We start from the raw sequence: 21225 nt of genomic DNA, 5'->3' as shown, positions 1-21225 counted from the left end.
CTTATTTTGACTCATGATTTTCTCTTTGGCGGAAGGTGAAGAGGTGTTTCATTTGCTAATAAAGCAGCTTCATGCCAAGCCTCTGGTAGAGTAGGATGAGCATGAATAGTATCAATAATACAATCAAGGGTTAACTCTTGTGCAATGGCTAAACCCATTTCAGCAATTAAAGCAGAGGCTTCACTTCCTACAACTTGAGCTCCCAAAATTTGTCCGGTGGATTTATCTATGATAATTTGCGTAAATCCGTCTGTTTCTGCAGAGGCAACTGCTTTGCCAAGTGCTTGAAAAGGAAATTTACCAATAGTGGGGGTAAATCCTGCTTTTTCAGCTTCTTCGAATGTCATACCTACCATAGCGATCTCTGGGTTGGTAAAAATCACTGCCGGAATGGCATTGTAATGCATTTCAACGGTTTTACCTAGGATAGTATCTGCAGCTATTATCCCTTGATGAGAAGCTACATGAGCTAAAAGATTTTTACCTGTTACATCACCAATAGCATAAATTCCATCTAGATTGGTTTGCATTTTCTCATTTACAACGATAGCTCCTTTTTTATCAAGAACCACTCCTATCTTTTCTAACCCCAATCCATTAGATACCAGTTTACGCCCTATTGCAATAAGTGCTTTATCACAAAATAGCTCTTTGTCTCCTTCTAAACGGATGCGTAAACCAGATTCTTGTTTATCAATCCCTACTACTTTCACATTGGTTTGTATTTCAATACCTTTTTTCTGAAAAGCGCGTGTTAAAGCTTCAGAAATACTTTTTCCCTGATTGATTACAATAGAGGAAAGAGCTTCTAATATAATCACTTTTACTTTTAGATCGGCAAATAAAGAAGCAAACTCACAACCGATATATCCTCCTCCTACAATAACTAAGATTTTAGGTAGCTCAGTTAGTTCTAAAATAGAAGTAGAGTTGCAAACTAATTGATGATCGCATGGTAGTGAAGGGATATCCAAAGGCTCAGAGCCGGTTGCAATAATGATTTGTTCTGCTTCAATCTTGCAAGCGTCCTTACCTGTGATTTTGAGCTCTTTAGGCGATATAAACTCTGCTTGCCCGTATAGGATGGTAATCTGATTAGATTGTAATAGTCCCTGTAATCCTTTACGCATTTTTTCCACAACGCTGTCTTTACGCTGTTTCATTTTTGCATAATTGAGATGAATAGAGCCTATTTCTATCCCAAATTCAGCAGCATGGGTCATTCTATGTAAAAGATCTGCATGGGATAAGAGGGTTTTTGTAGGGATGCAACCTACGTTAAGGCAAGTTCCTCCAAGGAACTGTTTTTCTATAAGACATACTTTTTTACCCTCTTGTGCGAGTTTAATAGCAGCTACATATCCTCCAGGTCCTGCACCGATTACTGCAATATCATATTTTTTTTGATCCATGAAAAACTCTTGTTGTGATTGCAATCATGTTAAAACGCTAAAAAATATGATGCAATGGTAAAAATGCTACTCTTAATTCTTTTTTATTTAAAATTAATTTGAACCAAATTGATTGATAATTAGATATATCTGATTAGAAAAAGAAAAAAGCTAGAAATTTTGTCTTATGTGTGTGAAAATGAAGTTAGAATATTTTATATTAAGCTTGATTGTTTTATGATGGATAAAGAGCGACAAAAAATGTGTAGTAGCTGTGATGGGCGTATTCCTGTTGAAGCTCTGCATTGTCCCTATTGTGCAACAGAACAAAGTAGCAATGCTTTTGAAAAAAATTATTTGCAACAAAAAGCTCTTCAAGATAGCCTGCTTTCTTTTTATCCTCCTCCTTATTCGCTAAAAAAAAATCCTCCTATTAAGCAGGAGGAGCAAAAGCTAAATGAACAAAAGAGTGCTACGGTCTTGCTTAAAGCCCCTAAGGAGCCTGCCTTGGAAAAAAAATTTGTTTCTGCATCCAGCAGTAGTGTTTTTCCTAAAATAGAGGAAAAAACAGAGAAGGAATACCAAGAAGACAAAAATAGTTTTTGGCCTATTTTATTATTGTCCATTGCTGCTAATTTGTTTATCGTTGGAATACTTCAATTGCTTTTTTCTGATGAAGGCTATTTACGATTAGAATGGAATAGTCATTATTGGTTTTTTTATTGCCTAGCTTCTCTTCCTCTGTTTTTTTTAGGATATAAAAAAGTACACCATTTTAAATAGGTTTTACTCTCCTTGAAGGGGTTATTTGAGATAAATCGATTAAAGGTGATCTTTTATTTATACTAGGTTCTGCAAAATTCTCCGGCATAACCATGGTAAATTTAAACAAAGCATGTGCGATTTCTTGCTTAATTTCTAAACTTAAACGATCAAATAAAGCAAAAGCTTCATGTTTAAATTCCATCAAAGGATCTTTCTGACCAACTGCACGTAAATGCACTTCAGAGCGCAGGTGATCTATGTGTAACAAATGTTCTTGCCAGAGGCGATCAATGGTACGAATCAGCAATCCACGCACAACTTGGCATAAAACTTTTTCAGCAGAATCTAAATCAGCAGAGGCAAACAAAGATTGTGTTTGCTGAATTTTTTGAGATTCATGCTCAATTTTTTGTTCAAATGCCTCAAGTATTTTTTTTGTGGCTAATTGTTCAATATCTTCTAACTGCAAATAATCGTTATCGAATTCTTTAGGGTCAAAGGTTAAGGGGAAGTGGGTATGTAACCATTGCGTGTATCCTTCCGGATTCCAGCCTCCTTCTGTATTACGAGAAGAGAAAAATTGGTGGCACATTTGTATGCAAATACTTTCTAAAATTTCACGTGCAAGAGAAAGGGAATTCTCAATGTGTAGTACTTCATTACGGAAAGAATAGATTTCTTCTCGCTGCTTATTCATCACATCATCGTATTCTAGAGTATGCTTACGCATGGTATAATTGCGTTGTTCTACACGTTTTTGAGCGGTTTCAATGGATTTATTTAATACTTTTGCAGTAATTGCTTCCCCTTCTGGAGGACGGAATCTTTGTAAAAAGGTAGTGATTCTAGGAGAGGTGAATAACCGCATTAAAGAATCTTCAAAAGAAACATAGAATTTAGAGCTGCCAGGATCTCCTTGACGCGCTCCTCTACCTCTTAGCTGCCTGTCAATACGTCTAGACTGATGGCGTGTAGTTGCAACGACATATAACCCGCCGCTAGCTGCTATACCTTCTTTTAATTTAATGTCTGTTCCTCTACCGGCCATATTTGTTGCAACCGTAATAGCTCCTTTTGAGCCCGCTTCTGCAATAATTTCTGCTTCTCTAGCATGGTTTTTTGCATTGAGAATGGTATGCTCTAATTGATGTTGCTTCAAAATACGAGATAATTTTTCCGAGGCTTCTACAGATTCTGTTCCAATTAAAATAGGACGAGATTGCGAATGAACCGACTGAATGTCTTTTACAAGTGCATTATATTTCTCTCGCTCAGTCATATAAATTTCATCGTCGTAATCTTTACGGATACAAGGATGGTGAGTGGGGATTGCTAATACGTCTAACTTATAAATTTCTTTGAATTCATTGGCTTCTGTCATTGCTGTACCAGTCATACCGGCAAGTTTTGTGTATAGTCTAAAATAATTTTGCAGAGTAACCGTTGCATAGGTTTGTGTTTCTCCTTGAATAGCAACACCCTCTTTTGCTTCTATTGCTTGATGCAAACCGTCTGCAAACCGTCTACCTGGTTGGGGACGTCCTGTATTTTCATCAATGATCACAATTTTTTGATTTTCGATGATGTAATCGACATCATTTTCCATCAGTAAATGAGCTCGTAGAAGCTGTCTTAAATTATGAGAGCGTTCTTTACGGCGCGCATCTTCTTCTCTCAATAGAATTTTTTGATTACGCTTTTCTTGTTCGTCCCATGAGGGATGTTGATCGATATGAGCATATTCATGGCCTAAGTCTAACATGACAAAGTCATCTGAGGAGATCTGATTTTTCGAACCATCAACCCATTGCTGAATTCCTCTATCGGTCAATTCAAACTCATTAGCGCGCTCATCAACAATAATTAAAAGCTCTGCTAGGGCATCATGACGCTCTTCCTTATTGGGTTCAGCGTAAAAATACGTATCCCATTTTTCAATTTCAGCTCTTAATTTGGGATTTTCACGAAGTTTTTTAAGAATTATATTTTGAGGCATTCCTTTGCTAACAAGCCAGAGATTTCGAAAAGCTTTCTCATATTCTGCTTCTTGGATTTTTGATAATTTGAGTTTTTCTGCTTCTTCTTCAATAAGGTTAAATTTTTCTAAAATTTTACGAGCTTCTAGAGCTAAATGATTACAGGAATCTCTTTGACGCTTTACAAGCACATGCACATCATCTTTTAAATCATCGTACATTTGGCGAGAATGACTAGTAGGACCTGAAATGATAAGAGGGGTCCTGGCTTCATCGATTAAAATGGAATCGATTTCATCAACAATAGCAAAGAAGTATCCTCTTTGTGCTTGATCTTCTTTTGATTGTGCCATCGAGTTATCACGTAAATAATCAAAACCAAATTCAGAAGCTGTTCCATAAACAATATCTGCAGCGTATGTTTGATTGCGGATGTGATGAGGCGTACTACCTGTTAATGCGGTTACATTTAATCCTAGCCATTTAAAGATTGTGCCAATCCATTGACAATCCCTTTCTGCTAAATAATCATTCACTGTCACTAGATGCACTGGTTTACCTGTGCAAGCATTTAAATATAGGGGCATAGATGCTGTTAGTGTTTTTCCCTCGCCGGTTTGCATTTCTGCAATAGCTCCGTGATGCATAGCAATTCCAGCTAAGATTTGTACATCATAGGGGATCATATCCCATTTTTGATCGTAACCAGATACATGGATATCTGTTCCGCATAGACGACGACAAGCATTTTTGACAACTGCGTAAGCCTCAGGAAGAAGATCTTCTAATGTCTCTCCTTTTAGATAGCGCTCTTTAAACTCAGCTGTTTTTTGACGCACTTCTTCATGAGATAGCTGTTGAAAGTTCTTTTCTAATCGGTTAACTTCTGCAACTGTTTTTAGATATCTCTTTAATAGACGGCTTTGAGATGTACCAAAAAATTTTTTTAAAACGCTCAGCATCTTGGTTTTCCTAGTCTTAAATTACCTATTGAGGCTAGGATATTAGAGGTTTTCTTGCAAGACTCTAAGCTAATGTTCTTTATTAAATTATTTTTTATAGTTAACTTTAACTCATTTCTAAGGGATAGAATTCTTTACAATAAAAAATGAGAAGCCTTTTTTAAAATCTTTTCTTAAAGGAAACATGTCTAAAATCATTTATTTGGATCGCCTGACTAAGGAAAAAAGAGAAGAAAAGGTATATGGTAAATTTTTTATAGACCTTTTGTATAAAGATACTTTTTTATCGCGTGTCATTTCTTTTTTTATCTTACCATTAACCGCTAGATTTTCTTTTTTTTCTAAATTGTATGGCTTTTTTCAAAAAAGATCCATGAGTCGTCATAAGATTATTCCCTTTATCAAAAAATTCGATGTCGACACTTCTGAATTTTTGGAGCCTGTTAGTAGCTTTTATTCTTTTAATGATTTTTTTATTCGTCGGTTAAAGCCTGAAGCAAGGCCTATTATTCAAGAAGAAAATAGGGCTGTTTTACCAACCGATGCTCGGTATTTGGTTTTTCCAAATGTAAGAGAATTTCCTCATTTTTTTGTTAAAGGAAAAAAATTTTCTTTAAAAGAGCTGCTTAAAAATGAAGAACTAGCAAACAAGTATCAAGCGGGATCAATGGTTATCGCACGCCTTTGTCCTGTTGACTATCATAGATTTCATTTTCCTTGCAGGGCAACTCCTGGGCAACCTCAATTAATTAACGGGGCTCTTTTTTCTGTGAATCCCGTAGCGCTTAAACGCAACATAAAGATCTTAAGTGAAAATAAAAGAGTGATCACTATGCTTGCCACTTCGCATTTTGGAAATCTGTTATACATAGAAATAGGCGCAACTCACGTAGGAAGTATTCACCAAACATTTCAAGCTCATAAAATGTATGAAAAAGGGGACGAAAAGGGATATTTTTCTTTTGGAGGATCTTGTCTGATTTTATTATTTGAACCTAATCGGATTCGTTTTGATCAGGATCTATTAGAGAGTAGCGCACGCAGTCAAGAGGTGCGTGGATTAATGGGTCAATCACTAGGCTCATCGATCCATTGACAGATGGGGCACATTTCTTTTTTATGGCCACGAGCAGGGCAATACTCTCTTGCAAAGTAGATGATTTGCAAGTGAAGTTTATTCCAGATTTTTTTAGGAAAAAGGCTCTTAAGATCTTTTTCTGTTTCTTCCACGTTTTTTCCCCGACTTAAAAACCACCTCTTTGCACAGCGGTGGATATGTGTATCTACGGGGAAGGCGGGCTTGCCAAATCCTTGCGATACAACAACTGATGCGGTTTTATGCCCTACACCAGGGAGTTTTTCTAAAGCCAATAAAGAGTTTGGTACTCTACCTTTGTGTTGCTCAACAAGTATTTTAGAGAGATTCCAGATAGCCTTTGCTTTTGTATTGCTTAAGCCACAAGTTTTAATCATGCTAGCAATCTCTGCTATGCTCAAAGTTAGCATTTGTTGAGGGGTAGAGGCTTTTGCAAATAAAGTAGGGGTTACTTGATTGACTTTTCTATCTGTGTTTTGCGCAGATAAGACAACTGCAATCAATAAGGTATAGGGGTCTTGATGCTGTAAGGGGATTTCAGGATTAGGAAATAAATGATGTAAAATATCTTGAATGCGTTGTGCACGTTTTTTTTGGTTCATTTCCCCACGCAAAACTTGGAGAAGATCGCAGTTAGGATGTCTTCTGTTATATTATGACCGATAATTTCTCCTAGCTCTTGTAGGCAGATTTTTAGATCAAAAGAGAGAAACTCAGGAGATAAGTTTGTGTGGAGGCCATCGATTACTCTTTTAAGCGAAATAGCGGCATTTAACAAACTCCTTTCATGACGAATATTGGTAATAAGCACTTCTTCTTTGGAAGGAGGAGCTTTTTGCCAGATCATTTGAGAGATCTTTTGCTTGAGCTCTTCAATACCTGTTTGGTTTTTAGCGGAGATAAGCAAGCTGTTTTCCCTATCAGGTATAACAGATGTAATATCACTTTTATTCCATACAAGAAGAGTTTTTTTAGTATCCACCATAGAGAGTAGCTGATCTGCATAAGGACAAAGAGGCAAGGACGCATCTAAGATCAGCAAGACAAGATCGGCTTTTTGCATCGCTTCTTTTGATCTGCGAATCCCTTCTTGTTCAATGATCTCTTTTGTTTCTCGAATTCCTGCTGTATCGATTAAGCGAAAATGCAAATTCCCTATCAGAAGCTCTTCTTCTAAAGTATCACGTGTGGTTCCAGCAATAGAGGTAACAATGGCACGCTCTTTACCTAATAAAACATTCATCAAAGAGGATTTACCTGCATTGGGTGGCCCTATTAAACATAAAGTGGGCCCAAACTGCAGTAGTTTTCCTTCTTGAAAGGTGGCTGCTAAATAACAAATTTGCTTTCTTAAACGTTCTAATCGAGTAGCCACATTTTCTATACTTGCGAATTCCAAATCCTCTTCGGGAAAGTCAACCCAGGCTTCAAACATAGCTGCAATATCAACTAATTGTTGTTGAAAAAAGAGAATACGAGAAGAAAGCTGTCCTTGCAGTTGTTGTTCAGCTGCATGCAGGGCAAGATCATTTTTAGCTGCAATGAGATTTTGTACGGCCTCTGCCTGTATAAGATCTATTTTCCCGTTCATAAAAGCGCGAAAAGTAAATTCGCCAGGACCTGCTGCTCTAGCGCCTGCTTCTAAAATAGTTTCTAGCACTCTGCGTGAAATTAAAGATCCTCCATGACAGTGAATCTCAACAATATCCTCTCCTGTATAAGATTTGGGAGCTCGCATGACAAGGATCAGAACTTCGTCAATGATTACTTGATCCGCATTTATAATCTTACCTAAATGAACGGTGTGCGAGGGGTAAGAGTGAATAGGGCCTGAGAAAACCTTAGCTACAACTTCTATCGATTGTTTGCCAGCCACACGGATAACCGCAACCCCTCCCTCTCCTGGGGCAGTGGCAATAGCAGCAATGGTTTGATCAATTTGGTGTTGCGTATACATAATAAAAACAAAAACAATAGAGCATCTTCTCAGAAATTACAAGGTGTAAATTTTTTAAGGCTATCTCCTGTAAAGAGCAATTTTTTTGTAAATTATATTTTGAAAAAAAAGACTTATTCGTTGAATAATCTAAAATATGATTTATCTATTTTCTATTTTTTTATTGAGTTGGCCTTTTTTACTTTTTGCAGATTCAGAATCAGTGATCCTTGACTCGGTATCTCAGCAAGTAGAAGACTTTAGTCTAGTCAAAGAAAGTTCTTCTATAGAAGAAGGGCTTCAATTAGAACGAACTTCTAATCAAGAGACGTTAGAAAAAAAACAAGTTTACATTCAAGCGATTGTTCTTGTTTCTCATAAAGATCAAATACATAGATCTGCTCGTTTGCTTAAGCCAGATATCGAAGGAGTGCAAATTAAACTTGATTCTTCTGAATGTTTAGATGGTCTTGTAGATTCTTTATCTGTTTACCTACAGCACCCTCTTGACGAAGAAATTCTCTGCGAGATTGAACAAACCATTTTCTCTTATTATTATGGTATCCATTATCCCTTTGTCTTAATTGAATTTCCTAAGCAAGATATCACCAATGGGATATTGCATGTTGTAATTTGTGAAAGCACACTTGGAGAGATATGTATAGAGCCCAATGAAGGCTATGCAGTAAATAAAATCATGGACTATATGCGTTTATGTCCAGGAGAGAGAATTAATGAGTCTATCTTATTCAACGATGTAGCTTGGCTCAATCGCAACCCCTTTCGTCAGATAGACATTGTTTACCAACCAGGCTGTGAGGAAGGTACAACGGATGTTTTATTACGAGCAAATGCTAGACGGCGGTTTAGATTATATGGTGGAGTAGACAACACTGGTGTTAAAACCATTCAAAGAGAGCGCTTTTTTGCTGGTTTTAATCTAACTAATTACCAACAGATGCTCACCTATCAGTATACTTCCTCTTTTAACACAAAACGTTTTCAAGCGCATACTTTGCAATACACACTTCCTTGTGCCTGGCGTAATGTGCTAAACATTTATGGAGGTTATGCAAGAGTGCGTCCTAATCTGCCATTGCCTGTTACGCGCAATAAGGGTTGGGGCATGCAGGCGAGTTTGCGTTATGTCATTCCTTTTAAAACCTATTCGCACCTAACTCATGAAATGAGTTTAGGAGGGGATTTTAAGCGAACAAATAACACGGTAGAATTCTCTGATAATTCACCAACAATTGCAAATAATGTCAATCTAACCCAGGTTATGCTTGAATACAAAGGAGCCTATTCTGGTAATCGCAATCGGATTGATTATCAAATTCAAGGGTTTTGTTCACCTGGCAAATGGCTTGCAGACCAGACTGATGTTTTATATTCTCAACTGCGTCCGAATGCTAAAAATCATTGGATTTATGGGCGTTTAAATTGCACTGTTTCTCAAAAACTGCCTAAAGATTTTTATTTTTCTGTAGGATTTAGCGGACAATTATCCAATCAAAATCTACTTCCTAGCGAACAGTTTTACATTGGAGGCTATGATACGGTTCGTGGTTATGATGAAAGAGAGCTCAATACCGATACGGGGCTTTTTGTTCGCACGGAACTATATACCCCTGCTTTTCGCTTTTTTGCTAGATGCCATGATAAACTAGAGCTACTGGCATTTTTCGATTATGGCTATGCAAATAACCACACTCCTATTCCTCCTGAAGGTAAAAGTAATCACTTAATGTCTGTTGGACCTGGTTTAAGATATGCTTTTTCCACTTACCTCGCTGTTCGTTTAGATTACGGTATTCAGCTTTATCATAAAAAATTTTTTGGATCAAATCACCAAAGAGTGCATTTTGGGGTAATAGCTAGTTATTAAACACATTTAATGTGTAAGAGGAAACATGAAAAAAATAGTCCTTAGTCTTTTTCTCTACTCGATTACAGCGTATGCAGCGCCAGAAGGGTTTGAGCTGATTTCAGGACAGGCAAGTCCTCCTCAAATAAATGCACAAGGACAAATACAGATCCAAAGCACACAAGATTCCGTTGTGCATTGGAACAGTTTTTCCTTAAACCCCCAAGAAGTTCTCATTTTTGATCAAGCACAAGAAACATCCTCTATCCTAAACCGCGTAGTCGGCTCTGACCCAAGTGAGATTTTAGGCAAACTCCAATCCAATGGGATGGTCTATCTCATTAACCAAAACGGTATACTCATAGGTCCTAGTGGCGTGATAGAGACAGCTGGATTCCTAGCATCGACATTAGATGTTCTCACCCAAGATTTTTTTACAAAGAATACCCTTGAGTTCTTTAGTGAGAACCCCGGATCCATCATCAATTTAGGTACCATTTCCTGTCCTGTAGGACAAATCACCCTACTAGCGAAAAGTATTGAAAACCAAGGAGAGATCAACGGATCTCTGCAAGCAGTAGCTTGTGCAAAAGCCACCTTGCAAATCGATAACCAAAGAGTGTTCATACAAACCAACCAAGAACTCAACACAGAAAACCTTCAACTCCTAAACACCTCCATTCAAAAAAACCCCTATGCCCATGCCATAAAACACAGCGGAAGAATCACAGCCAATACCCTAGGTACACAAGAAGGACGCGTCTATCTTTTTGCTCAAGAAACAGAAATTACCGGTAATGTAGAAGCCGCTGATATTCAATTATTAGGCAAAGAAGTTCTTCTCAAAGAACAAGCTATTATAGATGCCTCTTCTGATACCCAAGGAGGAAGGATATTAATTGGTGGAGGCTACAAAGGCCAAGATTCAAATATTCCACTAGCGCAGCATGTACTCATCGATCGCGAAGTGCAAATCCACGCTGATGCTAGACAAACAGGCAATGGAGGAGAGATCATTATTTGGTCAGAAGAAAACACAGAATTCTTAGGCTCCCTTTCTGCTAAAGGAGGAGCCCTATCAGGAGATGGAGGATTTGCGGAAGTGTCCGGTAGAAAAGGATTAAGTTTTGAAGGCTTAGTCGACCTAACAGCTGCAAATGGAAAGACAGGAAATCTTTTAATTGATCCAGATTTTATTACGATCATATCTACAGGCACAACTCTTCCAGCAGGACAGGTATTTAATACTCCAGGAGATGTAGATATTAATGCAACTGATATAGCGGTTGCTCTTGGTACAGCAAATCTTATTTTGCAGGCAAATCAAAATATTACCATTCAAGAGGATATCACTAGCGTAACTGCAAATAACTTAACTCTACAAGCGGGCGGTTCTATTTTGGCAGCTTTTTCCCCACGCACTATTTCATTAAATGGTGGAAGTTTTAATGCTACATTTAATAGTAGTGGGCCTCTGCCACCGTTAGCTAATACTGCATCTTTTATAGGAGTTGGTCTGACGCTTACAACAAATGGGGGTGATATTATTATTCAGCAGGGAGACCTAGCCAATTTCATCGCAGGAGGAATCTTTCTTAATAACTGTAGTTTGGATACGGGGACAGGTTCTATGGAATTAACTATAAATCCTAATAATAATTTGGTTGGCGCTAAGGGAATTAACTTAAGTTCAACAAGTGTAAATGCAAGCAACCCTAATCCGGGGGCTGTTATTTTAAGTGGCACAGGAAATCAAGGGGGGATTTCTCTGATAAATTCTACAATAGCTGGCGGTGGGATAAATGCAACTGGTATAGCAAATGCAAGTGGAGCAGGGATTCAACTGGCTGCATCTAGTTTAAATGCAGATTCTGGAAATGTCATCTTAAATGGTCAAGCGCCAAACAATAATGGGGTAGGAATCTTTGTCAATGGTCAAGGAATCACAGCTTCAAATGGCTCTGTTACTCTTAATTCTAACATAGGATCCGTAGTATTAACTGATGGTTTCGTTGCGTGTAAGGCTGGAAACTTAGTAGTAAACTCGCAAACAGATTGTATTTTAACGGCAAATATAAATCCTAGCTTTATGACATCTTTTAACGGTATAGCCAATCTTACCATTGGACGAGACTTAATACTCACCTCAGGTTCAACTTCAGCAGCTAATGCCATTATAAGCAGTGGAAATGCCAATCTTACAGGAGGCTCTCTGCAATTTACTGTAGGAAGAAATGTCTCTCTTACTGCAGCTAATTCACAAAACTATGCTTTTATTGGTTATGGAGATCCGACAACTATCTCTAATGTAACAGGAGATATTCTATTTAACCATGTTGGTGGCGATATGGTTTTACAAGGAGCCAATAGTGGCACAGGGACATCTGGGTTTGCACAAATTGGCCATGTAGGTGGGACTGGAAGTATACTAAATGGGAATATTTCACTACTTGTCGATGGTTCGATTTCTGTAATTGGTGGTAGTGCAAGTACATCTAATTATGCACAAATAGGCCATGGCGGTTCTTCTCCCTTTACCACAACAGGACAGCTCACTGCCATTGCCGGCAAAGATATCATTATGCAATCCAATGCAGGATCTGCCAATATAATTAATGCTGGAGGCAATGTTACTCTTGTAACCGATAATCTCTTTCCCGTAGCACCTTTAATTGGTTCTGGGTTTTTTAGTATTAACTCTACTTTATCCGCTCGTGGACAATTGCGTATTTATACAGCTGTTCGTAGCCAAAATCAAATCAACGATCTCATCAATGGTTCTCCATTTACACCAGGAACGCTTTTTGTGAATACAAATGAAGAGATGTGGGCTACTTACTATCCAGGGGGGAGTTATGGAGGAGGGCCATTTACAATCTACTACAAAGATGGAACAATCGAGGCGATAGAAGATGTATTTCAATTTGCTGTAGATCAAGCAGAGCTCTCTGATCTTCTGCCCATGGTAGATCCACCTATATATCAAGCTAAGCTAGATTATTTTTCTCAAAGAGAGCTGGTGTGCTTTGATCCATATCGTAGAGTATTGCGCTATAGAACAGATTGGAGGGATCTCACTAGGTAAATTAAATTTGTTTGAGAGCTGCTGTGATCAATTGTCCAAGATCAGGCTCTTTCAATTGATCAAGAACTGTTTTGATGGCTTTTTGGGCTTGGATAGAAGGATATCCTAAATGGATCAGTGCGCTTAGAGCATCACTTTGCATTTGGTTGTTATTTGTAGAGGAAATGGGTAGGTTTAAGGTTTTTACTTTATCACGTAATTCAATGATTAATCTTTCAGCTGTTTTTTTACCAATACCTGGTGTTTTAGAAAGAACTTGGACATTACCTTGTAATATGGCTGCATGAAGGTCTGGTAGCTCAAGATGTCCCATTAAACAAAGAGCTATTTTAGGCCCCACTCCGGAAATAGTGATGAGAAGCTCAAAAAAATCTCTTTCTAAACGTGTTAAAAAGCCAAATAACTGATGAGAATCTTCTCGAATAATAGGAGCAATATAAAGAGTCATTAACCCCCCTTTTTGAGGGAGCTTCATGTGAACAGGAACCCAAACCCGGTATCCTATGCCATGTACTTCTACAGTGACTTTTAAAGGGCTTGATTCTATGAGGGTTGCTTTAAGATAATCAAACATGAGATTTATGTTTTACGTTAAAGTGTAAGGTATTTGCATGGCAGATAGCAAGTGCTAAAGCATCTGAGGCATCTTCTGGTTCAGGAATAGAGGATAGTTTTAGAATGAGTTGGACCATTTTTTGCACTTGGTTCTTACTTGCAGATCCGTTCCCGACAACAGCTAGTTTTGCTTTTTTAGGAGCGTATTCAAATACAGGGATGTTTTGGCGAGCAGCTGTAATGATAGCCATACTGCGCGCCATAGCAACTTTGAACGCACTTTTTACATTCTTATCTACAAATTGCGTCTCAATGGAAACCGCATCTGGCTTGTAGGCTTTTAATAATTTTTCAAAGCTATTGAATAAAACTAAATAGCAATGATTGCTATCCGTGTGAAAGGGAGGAGTAATCACTCCAAAGTCTAAAGGTTCTAGACGAGGGTGTTCTACTTTAATGATCCCATAACCAGATTTCTTAGTTCCTGGATCGATCCCTAAAATGACTAAAGAGGGTTTTTTATACATATCTTTTAACTATAGTAGTAAAATTCCTTTTTTCTCTATGCTAAATCAATATGAATAGCCCTCGTTATTTAGTAAATAATAGATTTGGTAAGATTCTCCTAAGAGGTATTGATGCGATTTTACCCGTGTATCACAAACAAGAACCTATTGTAGCTCCTCGGAAAATTCTTTTAGTAAACTTAGCTCATCTAGGCGATGTTGTAATAACTACAGCAATGCTTGCAGCTTGCAAAGAGCTATGGCCTCAGGCTGAAATGGGAGTGCTAATTGGCAGTTGGGCTCATTTAGTTGTAAAGGATCATCCTTTAATCCAAAATATTCATCTGATGGATCACTGGAAGCTAAATGCAGCAGCTATACCTTTTAAAGAAAAAATCAAACGGTATTATCGCACAGCTAGATTAGCGCTAGCAGAAATCAAACAGCAACAGTATGACTTAGCAGTGGACCTATATCCTTTTTTCCCAAATGCCATTTTTTGGTTATGGAAGGCAGGAATCCCTTATAGGGCTGGTTGGACAACGGGTGGTTTTGGATCGCTTCTTACGCATCCTCTTAAAAAAATCGATCGCAATCAAGGAATGGGTGATAACTATCGTGATCTATTAAGCCTTCTTGTTGGGAAAAAAGTGCAAGTAAAAATCCGACCTCAACTTCCCCCTATGTGTAAAAGTCTTGTAGCGCAAATTTTACCCAAAGCTTTTCTAAGAAATACATATCTTGTCTTCCATATGGGCACTAAAGAATCTCCGAAGCTTTGGCTGGAAGAGAAATGGAGGATTTTAACGCAAAAATGCATAGGACAAGGATTTTTTATTGTATTTACGGGTTTAGGCAAAGAAGAAGCTTGTCGTATCAATAGGATAACGTATCAACTGCCTAATGTATTTAATGCAGCTAACCTCTTGAATTGGCAAGAATTTGCAGCAGTTATTCAAAAAGCAAGACATTTGGTTAGTGTTGATTCTTCAGCAGTGCATATAGCCTCTGCTTATTCAATTCCTACAACAATTATATTTTCAGGAATCAATTCGCCTGTTTTTTGTGGGCCATTAAATCCAAAGGCTACGCTGCTATTTAAAAAATTAACTTGCGTTCCTTGTTTAAATCGTAAAGGTTGTTCAACAATGAATTGTATCCGTGAAATCACACCTGATGAGGTGCTTGCAACAATTATTAAAACGAATTGTTTTGTGAGTTTTTGTTGATTATTATTATGATGAATGCATGAAATCAATTAAGCACATAGAACCTAAAAATATCATCATACGCATGCCTAATTGGATAGGGGATTTCGTCATGGCAACTCCTATTCTTTCCGACGTGCGCAAAGCTTTTCCAAAAGCTTCGATTACAGTAATGTGTCGTATAGGGGTTTGTCAATTATTAGAAATAGATCCCGATATCAATGAGATATTTTGTTTTAGCAAAGCTAGTGGATTTAATCGTCGAGATAGACACCGAGATCTTATAGAAAAAATACGCCAAGGGAGATATGATTTAGGCATTTTATTGACCAATTCATTTTCTTCTTCCTGGTGGTTTTACCGAGGGAGTGTGACCTATCGGATAGGATATAGGAGCAATTTTAGAAGTTTTTTATTGACTCATCCTATTCGTCCTCCATTACAATTAAGAAAACAACATCTTGTCAAAACATACAAGATGCTATTATCTGTATTGGGGATCCCTGTTTCAAAAACAGCCCCACGATTATACCTTGCTGATCAAGAAATACAGACAGCAAAAGAGCTACTCAAACAGCAAGGAATGCAAGAGAGTGATATCTTAATCGGTATAAACCCAGCTGCTGCGTATGGATCAGCTAAATGCTGGCTGCCTGAGAGATTTACTCAAGTAGCTCATAAACTATTACAAAATGAAAAGATCCATCTTGTGTTTTTTGGAGATCAGGGGAGTATACCTCTTATTAAAAGCATTTGCCGGACTCTGCCAGCAAGAGCTATAAATTTAGCAGGTTTAACCTCTTTAAGAGAGTTGGCTAGCCTAATTTCTCTGTGTAGAGTTTTTCTTTCTAATGATAGTGGACCTATGCATATCGCTGATGCATTAGGGATACCTGTTGTTGCATTATTCGGCTCTACCAACGAGATAATGACTGGTCCTTTTTCTAAAGCTAGAGTAATCCACAAACACGTCGCATGTTCTCCTTGTTATAAGCGTACTTGTCCTATTGATTTTCGCTGTATGAAAGCCATTGAAGTAGAAGAGGTTTATCAACAAGTTTTACAAGCGTTGTTTAACCAACCCTCTTAAAAATTTTGAGCATGTTTGATACATTACTATATACATTTAAAATCTCCTATTTTGATCGTTTATTAAAAAATGCAGCAAAGAAAAAAAATACCTATTTTTTGATTTGCTGGAATCGAGGATTAGGAGATGTTCCTCTGGGGCTTTATGCTTTGATATACCGAATTCGTGAATTCATACCTGATGCTAAAATTACTTTTCTTACACGCCCCGATCTTCTTTTAGGGTTTAATTTATTAAATCAAGTAGAAGTGCTTGTAGATCCTTCTTGGAAAAGAGGAGAGTCTTTTGATCTTAAAAGCTCTTTAGCTCGTCTGCAAAAAAGTGAGAAGTCGTTTGATATAATTATAGAACATCCAGATCCTACGCGTTGGTTAAAATGGCAATTGGGAAGAGTTACTCCAAAGTTGAATTGGCTAGAAGCACACGATACCTTATATGAGCGATTTAGATTAGATCCTATGCAGAAATACATAGCAATTCATATTCAGACAGAAACAAAATACAAGTATCAGAAAAATTGGCCTGTTATTTATTGGAAAGAGTGTCTGTATCAACTATTTTCTGAATTAAAACTAACCCCTATCTTATTTGGATTCTCTAAAGAAATACCATTTTTACAAGAAGGGGTCATTGATTTAAGAGGAGAAACCACTTTATTAGAGATGCTCTCTATTATTAAGAATCGTTGTTGCTATCTGCTCACGCCTGACTCAGGAGTGCTTTCTATGACGTATTATTTAAATAGTCCCTTTAAATTGAATGTGATATCTTTGTGGGCAGATCCTAAGCAAGGAGTATTGAAACAGCAAGTGCAGTCTCCAAATCCATTGCTGCAGCATATTCCACTCATTGCAAAACACAAAGATATTTGTAATATTTCAGTTAAACAAGTCATAAAAATCCTTGCTGAACTTCAGGAAAAAGTATGCTAAAACAGCTTTTATCCCAACATTTTCATTCCTTAGAGCAAACTCATCTCTTACATGCTTTAGAAACACTAGGCAGCGATCAGATAGAGGCATTTTGGCAACAGGCGCAACCTTTAAATCTTTCTCTCTTAACGGAACAAAGAAAATTGCTCAATATGGATAAAACCCCCATTTTATCTACGCCTTTAAAAGCTCCTGGCTTATTAGGATCAAAAAACTGCAAACGATTAGGTTGTCAACTCATCAACCAAGGAAAAGTGGGCTGTATTGTATTAGCTGGAGGGGATGGGTCTCGTTTGAATTGGAAAGGTCCCAAAGGCACATTCCCCATTTGTAAAAAAAGTTTATTTCAAAGACTTTGTGAAGGAATAAAAAAAAAGCAGTCGTTAGGACATTGTCTGCAAATCGCGATTATGACGTCTTTGTCTAATCGCATAGAAACAGAAAATTTTTTTAGAAAAAATCATTTCTTTGGGTTGAACAGTGCTCAGGTACAATTTTTTTCACAAACAAGCCTTCCCTTTTTGGATGAAAAAGGCAATTGGTGTTTAGAAGCGCCTGGTAAAATAGCAGAAGGTCCCAATGGCAATGGCGATGTATTAGATGGTTTTTTCACAAGCAAAATTGCCGATTTATGGCGAAGTTTACAGATAGAATATGTTCATGTGATTCCCATAGACAACCCTTTAGCAGATCCCTTAGATCCAGAACTTACAGGCTACACAGTAGAGTCTGGTTTAAGTGTAGCCTTGAAAGTTGTGGCAAGAGAATCTTCTCAAGAGAATATGGGAGTTGTAGCACAAAAAAAAGAAGGCATTTCGATTATAGAATATTCAGAAATTTCTTCAGAGAAATATAAAGAGTTTCTTTTTTGTAATGTAAACATATTTTGTTTTTGTTTATCTGATTTACAAAGCCTCTATTGTCATGTAAAGTTGCCTTTGCATCTAGCTAGAAAAAAAATGAATTTGCTTTCTTTCAGTCAGACAAAACAGATCTCTTGCTTTATTTGGAAATATGAAAAATTTCTCTTTGATGTGTTAGAGCACTTACCTCGCAGCGCTACTCTTCTCTACCCGCGTCATCTTACATATGCCCCGTTAAAAGAATTAAGTGATTTAGAAAATGTCGAGAAAGCGTTGATTGCTTATGAGAAATTAGAACCATAGCATAAAAGTATATAATATATATACTTTATTTTCTAATTAAAATAAATAGATAATACGGGATTATTCAAAAAAAGAAAAAGGGATCTAAATGAAAATTGGCTATTTAGGCGCAGGAACCTGGGGTTTTTGTTTAGCAGCTTTGCTTGCATCAAAAGGTCATAAAGTCATTTTATGGACGGCAAAACCAGAATTTGCCAAGCTGCTATCAGAAAAAAGAGAACATCCTAAATTACTTCGTTTTAAAGCAAGCGATAATCTCAGCTTTACTTCTGATTTATCAGAAGCTATTGAAGGTGCTGAATATATTGTTGAATCGGTTACCTCAAAAGGAATACGCCCTGTTTTTGAGCAAGTGCTGGAAAGAGGGAAAGTACATTGTCCTGTTATTGTTACCTCTAAGGGAATTGAGCAAAATACCGGTTTATTATTGCATGAAGTGGTGCTAGAGGTTTTAGGAGAAAAGATGCGAGATAAGATTGCTTGTTTAAGTGGTCCGAGCCATGCAGAAGAAGTCATTCAAAAATTGCCTACTTCGATTGTATGTGCAGCTTATCATGTTCCTTTGATGCACCAGGTTGTTGATTTATTTATGACCTCTTACTTTCGAATCTATCCTAATGCAGATATAAATGGAGTAGCTTTTGGTGGAGCTATGAAAAACATTATTGCTATTGCTTGTGGTATTTCAGATGGGTTAGGATTCGGAGATAATACCAAATCTGCTCTAATGACACGAGGCTTGCATGAAATTCGAAAACTCTCTGTTACTAAGAAATGCAATCCAGAAACTTTAAACGGTTTATCTGGGTTAGGAGATCTCTGTGTTACTTGCTTATCAAAACTCAGTCGTAATTACATGTTTGGAAGATTAATTGCAGACGGATTAACAAGAGAGCAAGCTCAAGAAAAAATCAATATGGTAGTTGAAGGAGCTTATACATGTATTTCTGCATTACAATTAGCAGCGAAAGAAAATATTCCTGTTCCTATTACAGCGGCTATTTGTTCCATACTCTATGAACAATTAGATCCACGAGATGCGGTAAAGTCTCTTTTGCAAAGAGCCATTAAGGAAGAGCACTTATAATGGGATTAGACGGGATAAAAGTTGTTACAGCTCAAGAGATGAAGGATCTAGAAAACAGAGCCTTTCAAAAGGGCTATTCAGAATTAGAATTTATGCAAAAAGCAGGAATTTCTATTGCATTAGAAGTGGAAAAATTTATTCAAGAAAGAAAATTACCCAAAGAAGTATTGCTTTTTGCAGGTAAAGGAAATAATGCAGGAGATGGTTTTGCTGCAGGCGCAATCCTAGTAGCAAAAGGATACTCTGTTATCGCATATCCCATTTACCCATTAGAGCGATTTAGTACTTTATGTCGGAATATGTATGAGAATTTTTGTGCTCAGGGAGGAAAAGTAGAATTCTCTCTTGAAAAAATACAAGAGAGGATGAACCATACAGGTCTTATTCTAGATGCTCTTGTAGGAACTGGAATGAAAAAGAGTGCAGGTAACGAACTAGCCGCTGCCATCGAAATAGCTAATCATTCAAAGCTCCCTATTCTTGCCATTGATATTCCCTCAGGTTTAAATGGCACTACAGGTGAGGTTGGATCAATAGCTATTCATGCTACTAAAACCATCTATTTAGAATTAGCTAAAACAGGCTTTTTTCTACGAGATGGATGGGATCATGTAGGAGAAATGGTTCGAGGTGGTTTTGGCCTTCTAGAAGATAAAGTGAAAGCCTCTGCTTGTTTACTGAATATATCTTCTCTTAAATTACCTCCTATCCAACGGTCTTGGCATAAATATCAAAAAGGGTATGTTGTAGCTATTGCAGGTTCTGAAGAGATGCCAGGAGCTGCTGTTTTAGCAAGCTATGCAGCTTTAAGATCAGGTGCGGGGATTGTGCGTTTACTTTCCCCAGATAAGATTACAGTCCCTTATGAGATTATTCATCAGACTTTAGATGATAAGAACACATTAGACCAAGAAATTGCTCGAGCTAAAGCTGTATTAGTAGGCCCAGGTCTTGCACGTACAAAAAAAACGGATGAAATCGTTCAGCATCTACTTAAGATCAGTAAACCACTAGTCATCGATGCAGATGCTTTGTTTTCTTTAGCCAAACACCCTTCTTGGAAATTGCCTCCTTCTTGTATTTTAACCCCTCATAAACAAGAAATGAAAAGGCTACTTGGCTTAGAAACAAAAGAAGAAATAGATTGGTTATCTTTATGCCAAAACTATGTAGAGGAAAAACAAGTGACCCTTGTTCTAAAAGGTGCTCCTACTTTTATCTTTACGCCCGATCATTTGCCTTTAATCATCACTCAAGGAGATCCAGCACTTGCAACAGCTGGAAGTGGAGATGTATTAACAGGAGTGATTGCAGCTCTTCTCTGTCATCGATTAACCCCTCGTTATACTGCTGCTTTAGGTTGTTATATTCATGCTATAGCAGGAAAAAAAGCAGCTGGGGATTTGACTTCTTATAGTGTCATAGCATCAGATCTTTTAGAGTATTTGCCAAAAGTGTTCTCTTCAATAGAACACGCAGTCTATTCATAAGAACTGTAGTTTTTTAATTATATTTTATATGGTTTTCTAAAGCAGAAGGAAAAGAAAATATTTTCTTTTTACTTTCTTATTTTTTTGAGTTTATATAATATTTAAAAAAAATT

Annotated in this window: 16 protein-coding genes; 10 read left to right on the top strand and 6 right to left on the bottom strand. The window is 37.4% G+C overall.

All coding sequences use genetic code 11. From position 1 onward, the window contains the following. Nucleotides 1-11: 11 nt before the first annotated feature. Nucleotides 12-1412: a dihydrolipoyl dehydrogenase gene (lpdA, locus tag RHTP_RS06675; RefSeq protein WP_138107352.1), complete on the bottom strand. Its 1401-nt coding sequence runs from the start codon at nucleotides 1410-1412 to the stop codon at nucleotides 12-14. A gap of 240 nt (nucleotides 1413-1652) precedes the next feature. Between lpdA and RHTP_RS06670 the strand changes: the two genes are divergently transcribed. Further along, entirely contained in the window at nucleotides 1653-2174 is a 522-nt protein-coding gene (locus RHTP_RS06670; protein WP_138107351.1) for a hypothetical protein, read from the top strand. Here the strand turns inward: RHTP_RS06670 and secA are convergent. Continuing rightward, nucleotides 2167-5094 carry a preprotein translocase subunit SecA gene (gene secA / locus RHTP_RS06665; RefSeq protein WP_138107350.1) on the bottom strand — a complete coding sequence of 976 codons (2928 nt, stop codon included), beginning with the start codon at nucleotides 5092-5094 and terminating at the stop codon, nucleotides 2167-2169. The genes RHTP_RS06670 and secA overlap by 8 nt on opposite strands. Before the next feature lie 184 nt (nucleotides 5095-5278). Between secA and RHTP_RS06660 the strand changes: the two genes are divergently transcribed. Then, nucleotides 5279-6190: a phosphatidylserine decarboxylase gene (locus RHTP_RS06660; protein ID WP_138107349.1), complete on the top strand. Its 912-nt coding sequence runs from the start codon at nucleotides 5279-5281 to the stop codon at nucleotides 6188-6190. Here the strand turns inward: RHTP_RS06660 and nth are convergent. Both nth and mnmE read right to left on the bottom strand, forming a co-directional pair. Continuing rightward, complete coding sequence (gene nth, locus RHTP_RS06655) at nucleotides 6163-6792, bottom strand: endonuclease III (RefSeq protein WP_138107348.1); 630 nt, start codon at nucleotides 6790-6792, stop codon at nucleotides 6163-6165. The genes RHTP_RS06660 and nth overlap by 28 nt on opposite strands. Further along, nucleotides 6789-8147 carry a tRNA uridine-5-carboxymethylaminomethyl(34) synthesis GTPase MnmE gene (mnmE, locus tag RHTP_RS06650; RefSeq protein WP_138107347.1) on the bottom strand — a complete coding sequence of 453 codons (1359 nt, stop codon included), beginning with the start codon at nucleotides 8145-8147 and terminating at the stop codon, nucleotides 6789-6791. The genes nth and mnmE overlap by 4 nt, the downstream gene beginning before the upstream one ends. Before the next feature lie 136 nt (nucleotides 8148-8283). Here mnmE and RHTP_RS06645 point away from each other — a divergent pair, with 136 nt between their 5' ends. Both RHTP_RS06645 and RHTP_RS06640 read left to right on the top strand, forming a co-directional pair. Continuing rightward, a complete protein-coding gene (locus RHTP_RS06645) occupies nucleotides 8284-10014 on the top strand; it encodes a ShlB/FhaC/HecB family hemolysin secretion/activation protein (RefSeq protein WP_138107346.1) in 1731 nt (576 codons plus the stop codon). Nucleotides 10015-10039: 25 nt separating this feature from the next. Further along, entirely contained in the window at nucleotides 10040-13078 is a 3039-nt protein-coding gene (locus tag RHTP_RS06640; protein ID WP_138107345.1) for a two-partner secretion domain-containing protein, read from the top strand. Between the two features lies 1 nt (nucleotide 13079). On the opposite strand, the gene ruvA is transcribed toward RHTP_RS06640, so the two are convergent. Next, complete coding sequence (gene ruvA / locus RHTP_RS06635) at nucleotides 13080-13652, bottom strand: Holliday junction branch migration protein RuvA (protein ID WP_138107344.1); 573 nt, start codon at nucleotides 13650-13652, stop codon at nucleotides 13080-13082. Further along, complete coding sequence (gene ruvC / locus RHTP_RS06630; RefSeq protein ID WP_138107343.1) at nucleotides 13645-14160, bottom strand: crossover junction endodeoxyribonuclease RuvC; 516 nt, start codon at nucleotides 14158-14160, stop codon at nucleotides 13645-13647. The genes ruvA and ruvC overlap by 8 nt, the downstream gene beginning before the upstream one ends. Before the next feature lie 50 nt (nucleotides 14161-14210). Here ruvC and RHTP_RS06625 point away from each other — a divergent pair, with 50 nt between their 5' ends. The 6 genes from RHTP_RS06625 (at nucleotide 14211) to RHTP_RS06600 (ending at nucleotide 21112) form a co-directional block, all read left to right on the top strand. Beyond that, a complete protein-coding gene (locus RHTP_RS06625) occupies nucleotides 14211-15368 on the top strand; it encodes a glycosyltransferase family 9 protein (RefSeq protein ID WP_138107342.1) in 1158 nt (385 codons plus the stop codon). Nucleotides 15369-15387: 19 nt separating this feature from the next. After that, nucleotides 15388-16437, top strand: coding sequence for a lipopolysaccharide heptosyltransferase II (gene waaF, locus RHTP_RS06620; protein ID WP_138107341.1), 1050 nt, complete (start codon nucleotides 15388-15390; stop codon nucleotides 16435-16437). An 11-nt stretch (nucleotides 16438-16448) separates the two neighbouring features. Then, nucleotides 16449-17369, top strand: a complete 921-nt coding sequence (locus tag RHTP_RS06615; protein WP_138107340.1) for a glycosyltransferase family protein — start codon at nucleotides 16449-16451, stop codon at nucleotides 17367-17369. After that, nucleotides 17363-18535 carry a UTP--glucose-1-phosphate uridylyltransferase gene (locus tag RHTP_RS06610; protein WP_138107339.1) on the top strand — a complete coding sequence of 391 codons (1173 nt, stop codon included), beginning with the start codon at nucleotides 17363-17365 and terminating at the stop codon, nucleotides 18533-18535. Before RHTP_RS06615 ends, RHTP_RS06610 begins: the two co-directional genes overlap by 7 nt. 88 nt (nucleotides 18536-18623) lie before the next feature. Further along, on the top strand, nucleotides 18624-19622 hold the full coding sequence (locus tag RHTP_RS06605; protein WP_138107338.1) for an NAD(P)H-dependent glycerol-3-phosphate dehydrogenase: 999 nt from the start codon (nucleotides 18624-18626) through the stop codon (nucleotides 19620-19622). Continuing rightward, entirely contained in the window at nucleotides 19622-21112 is a 1491-nt protein-coding gene (locus RHTP_RS06600; protein WP_138107337.1) for an NAD(P)H-hydrate dehydratase, read from the top strand. The genes RHTP_RS06605 and RHTP_RS06600 overlap by 1 nt, the downstream gene beginning before the upstream one ends. Nucleotides 21113-21225: the final 113 nt, after the last annotated feature.

The sequence above is a fragment of the Candidatus Rhabdochlamydia sp. T3358 genome, from assembly GCF_901000775.1.
Taxonomy (GTDB): domain Bacteria; phylum Chlamydiota; class Chlamydiia; order Chlamydiales; family Rhabdochlamydiaceae; genus Rhabdochlamydia.
The sequence above is the reverse complement of the archived record's forward strand: the minus strand, read 5'-3'. Positions and strand labels throughout refer to the sequence as shown.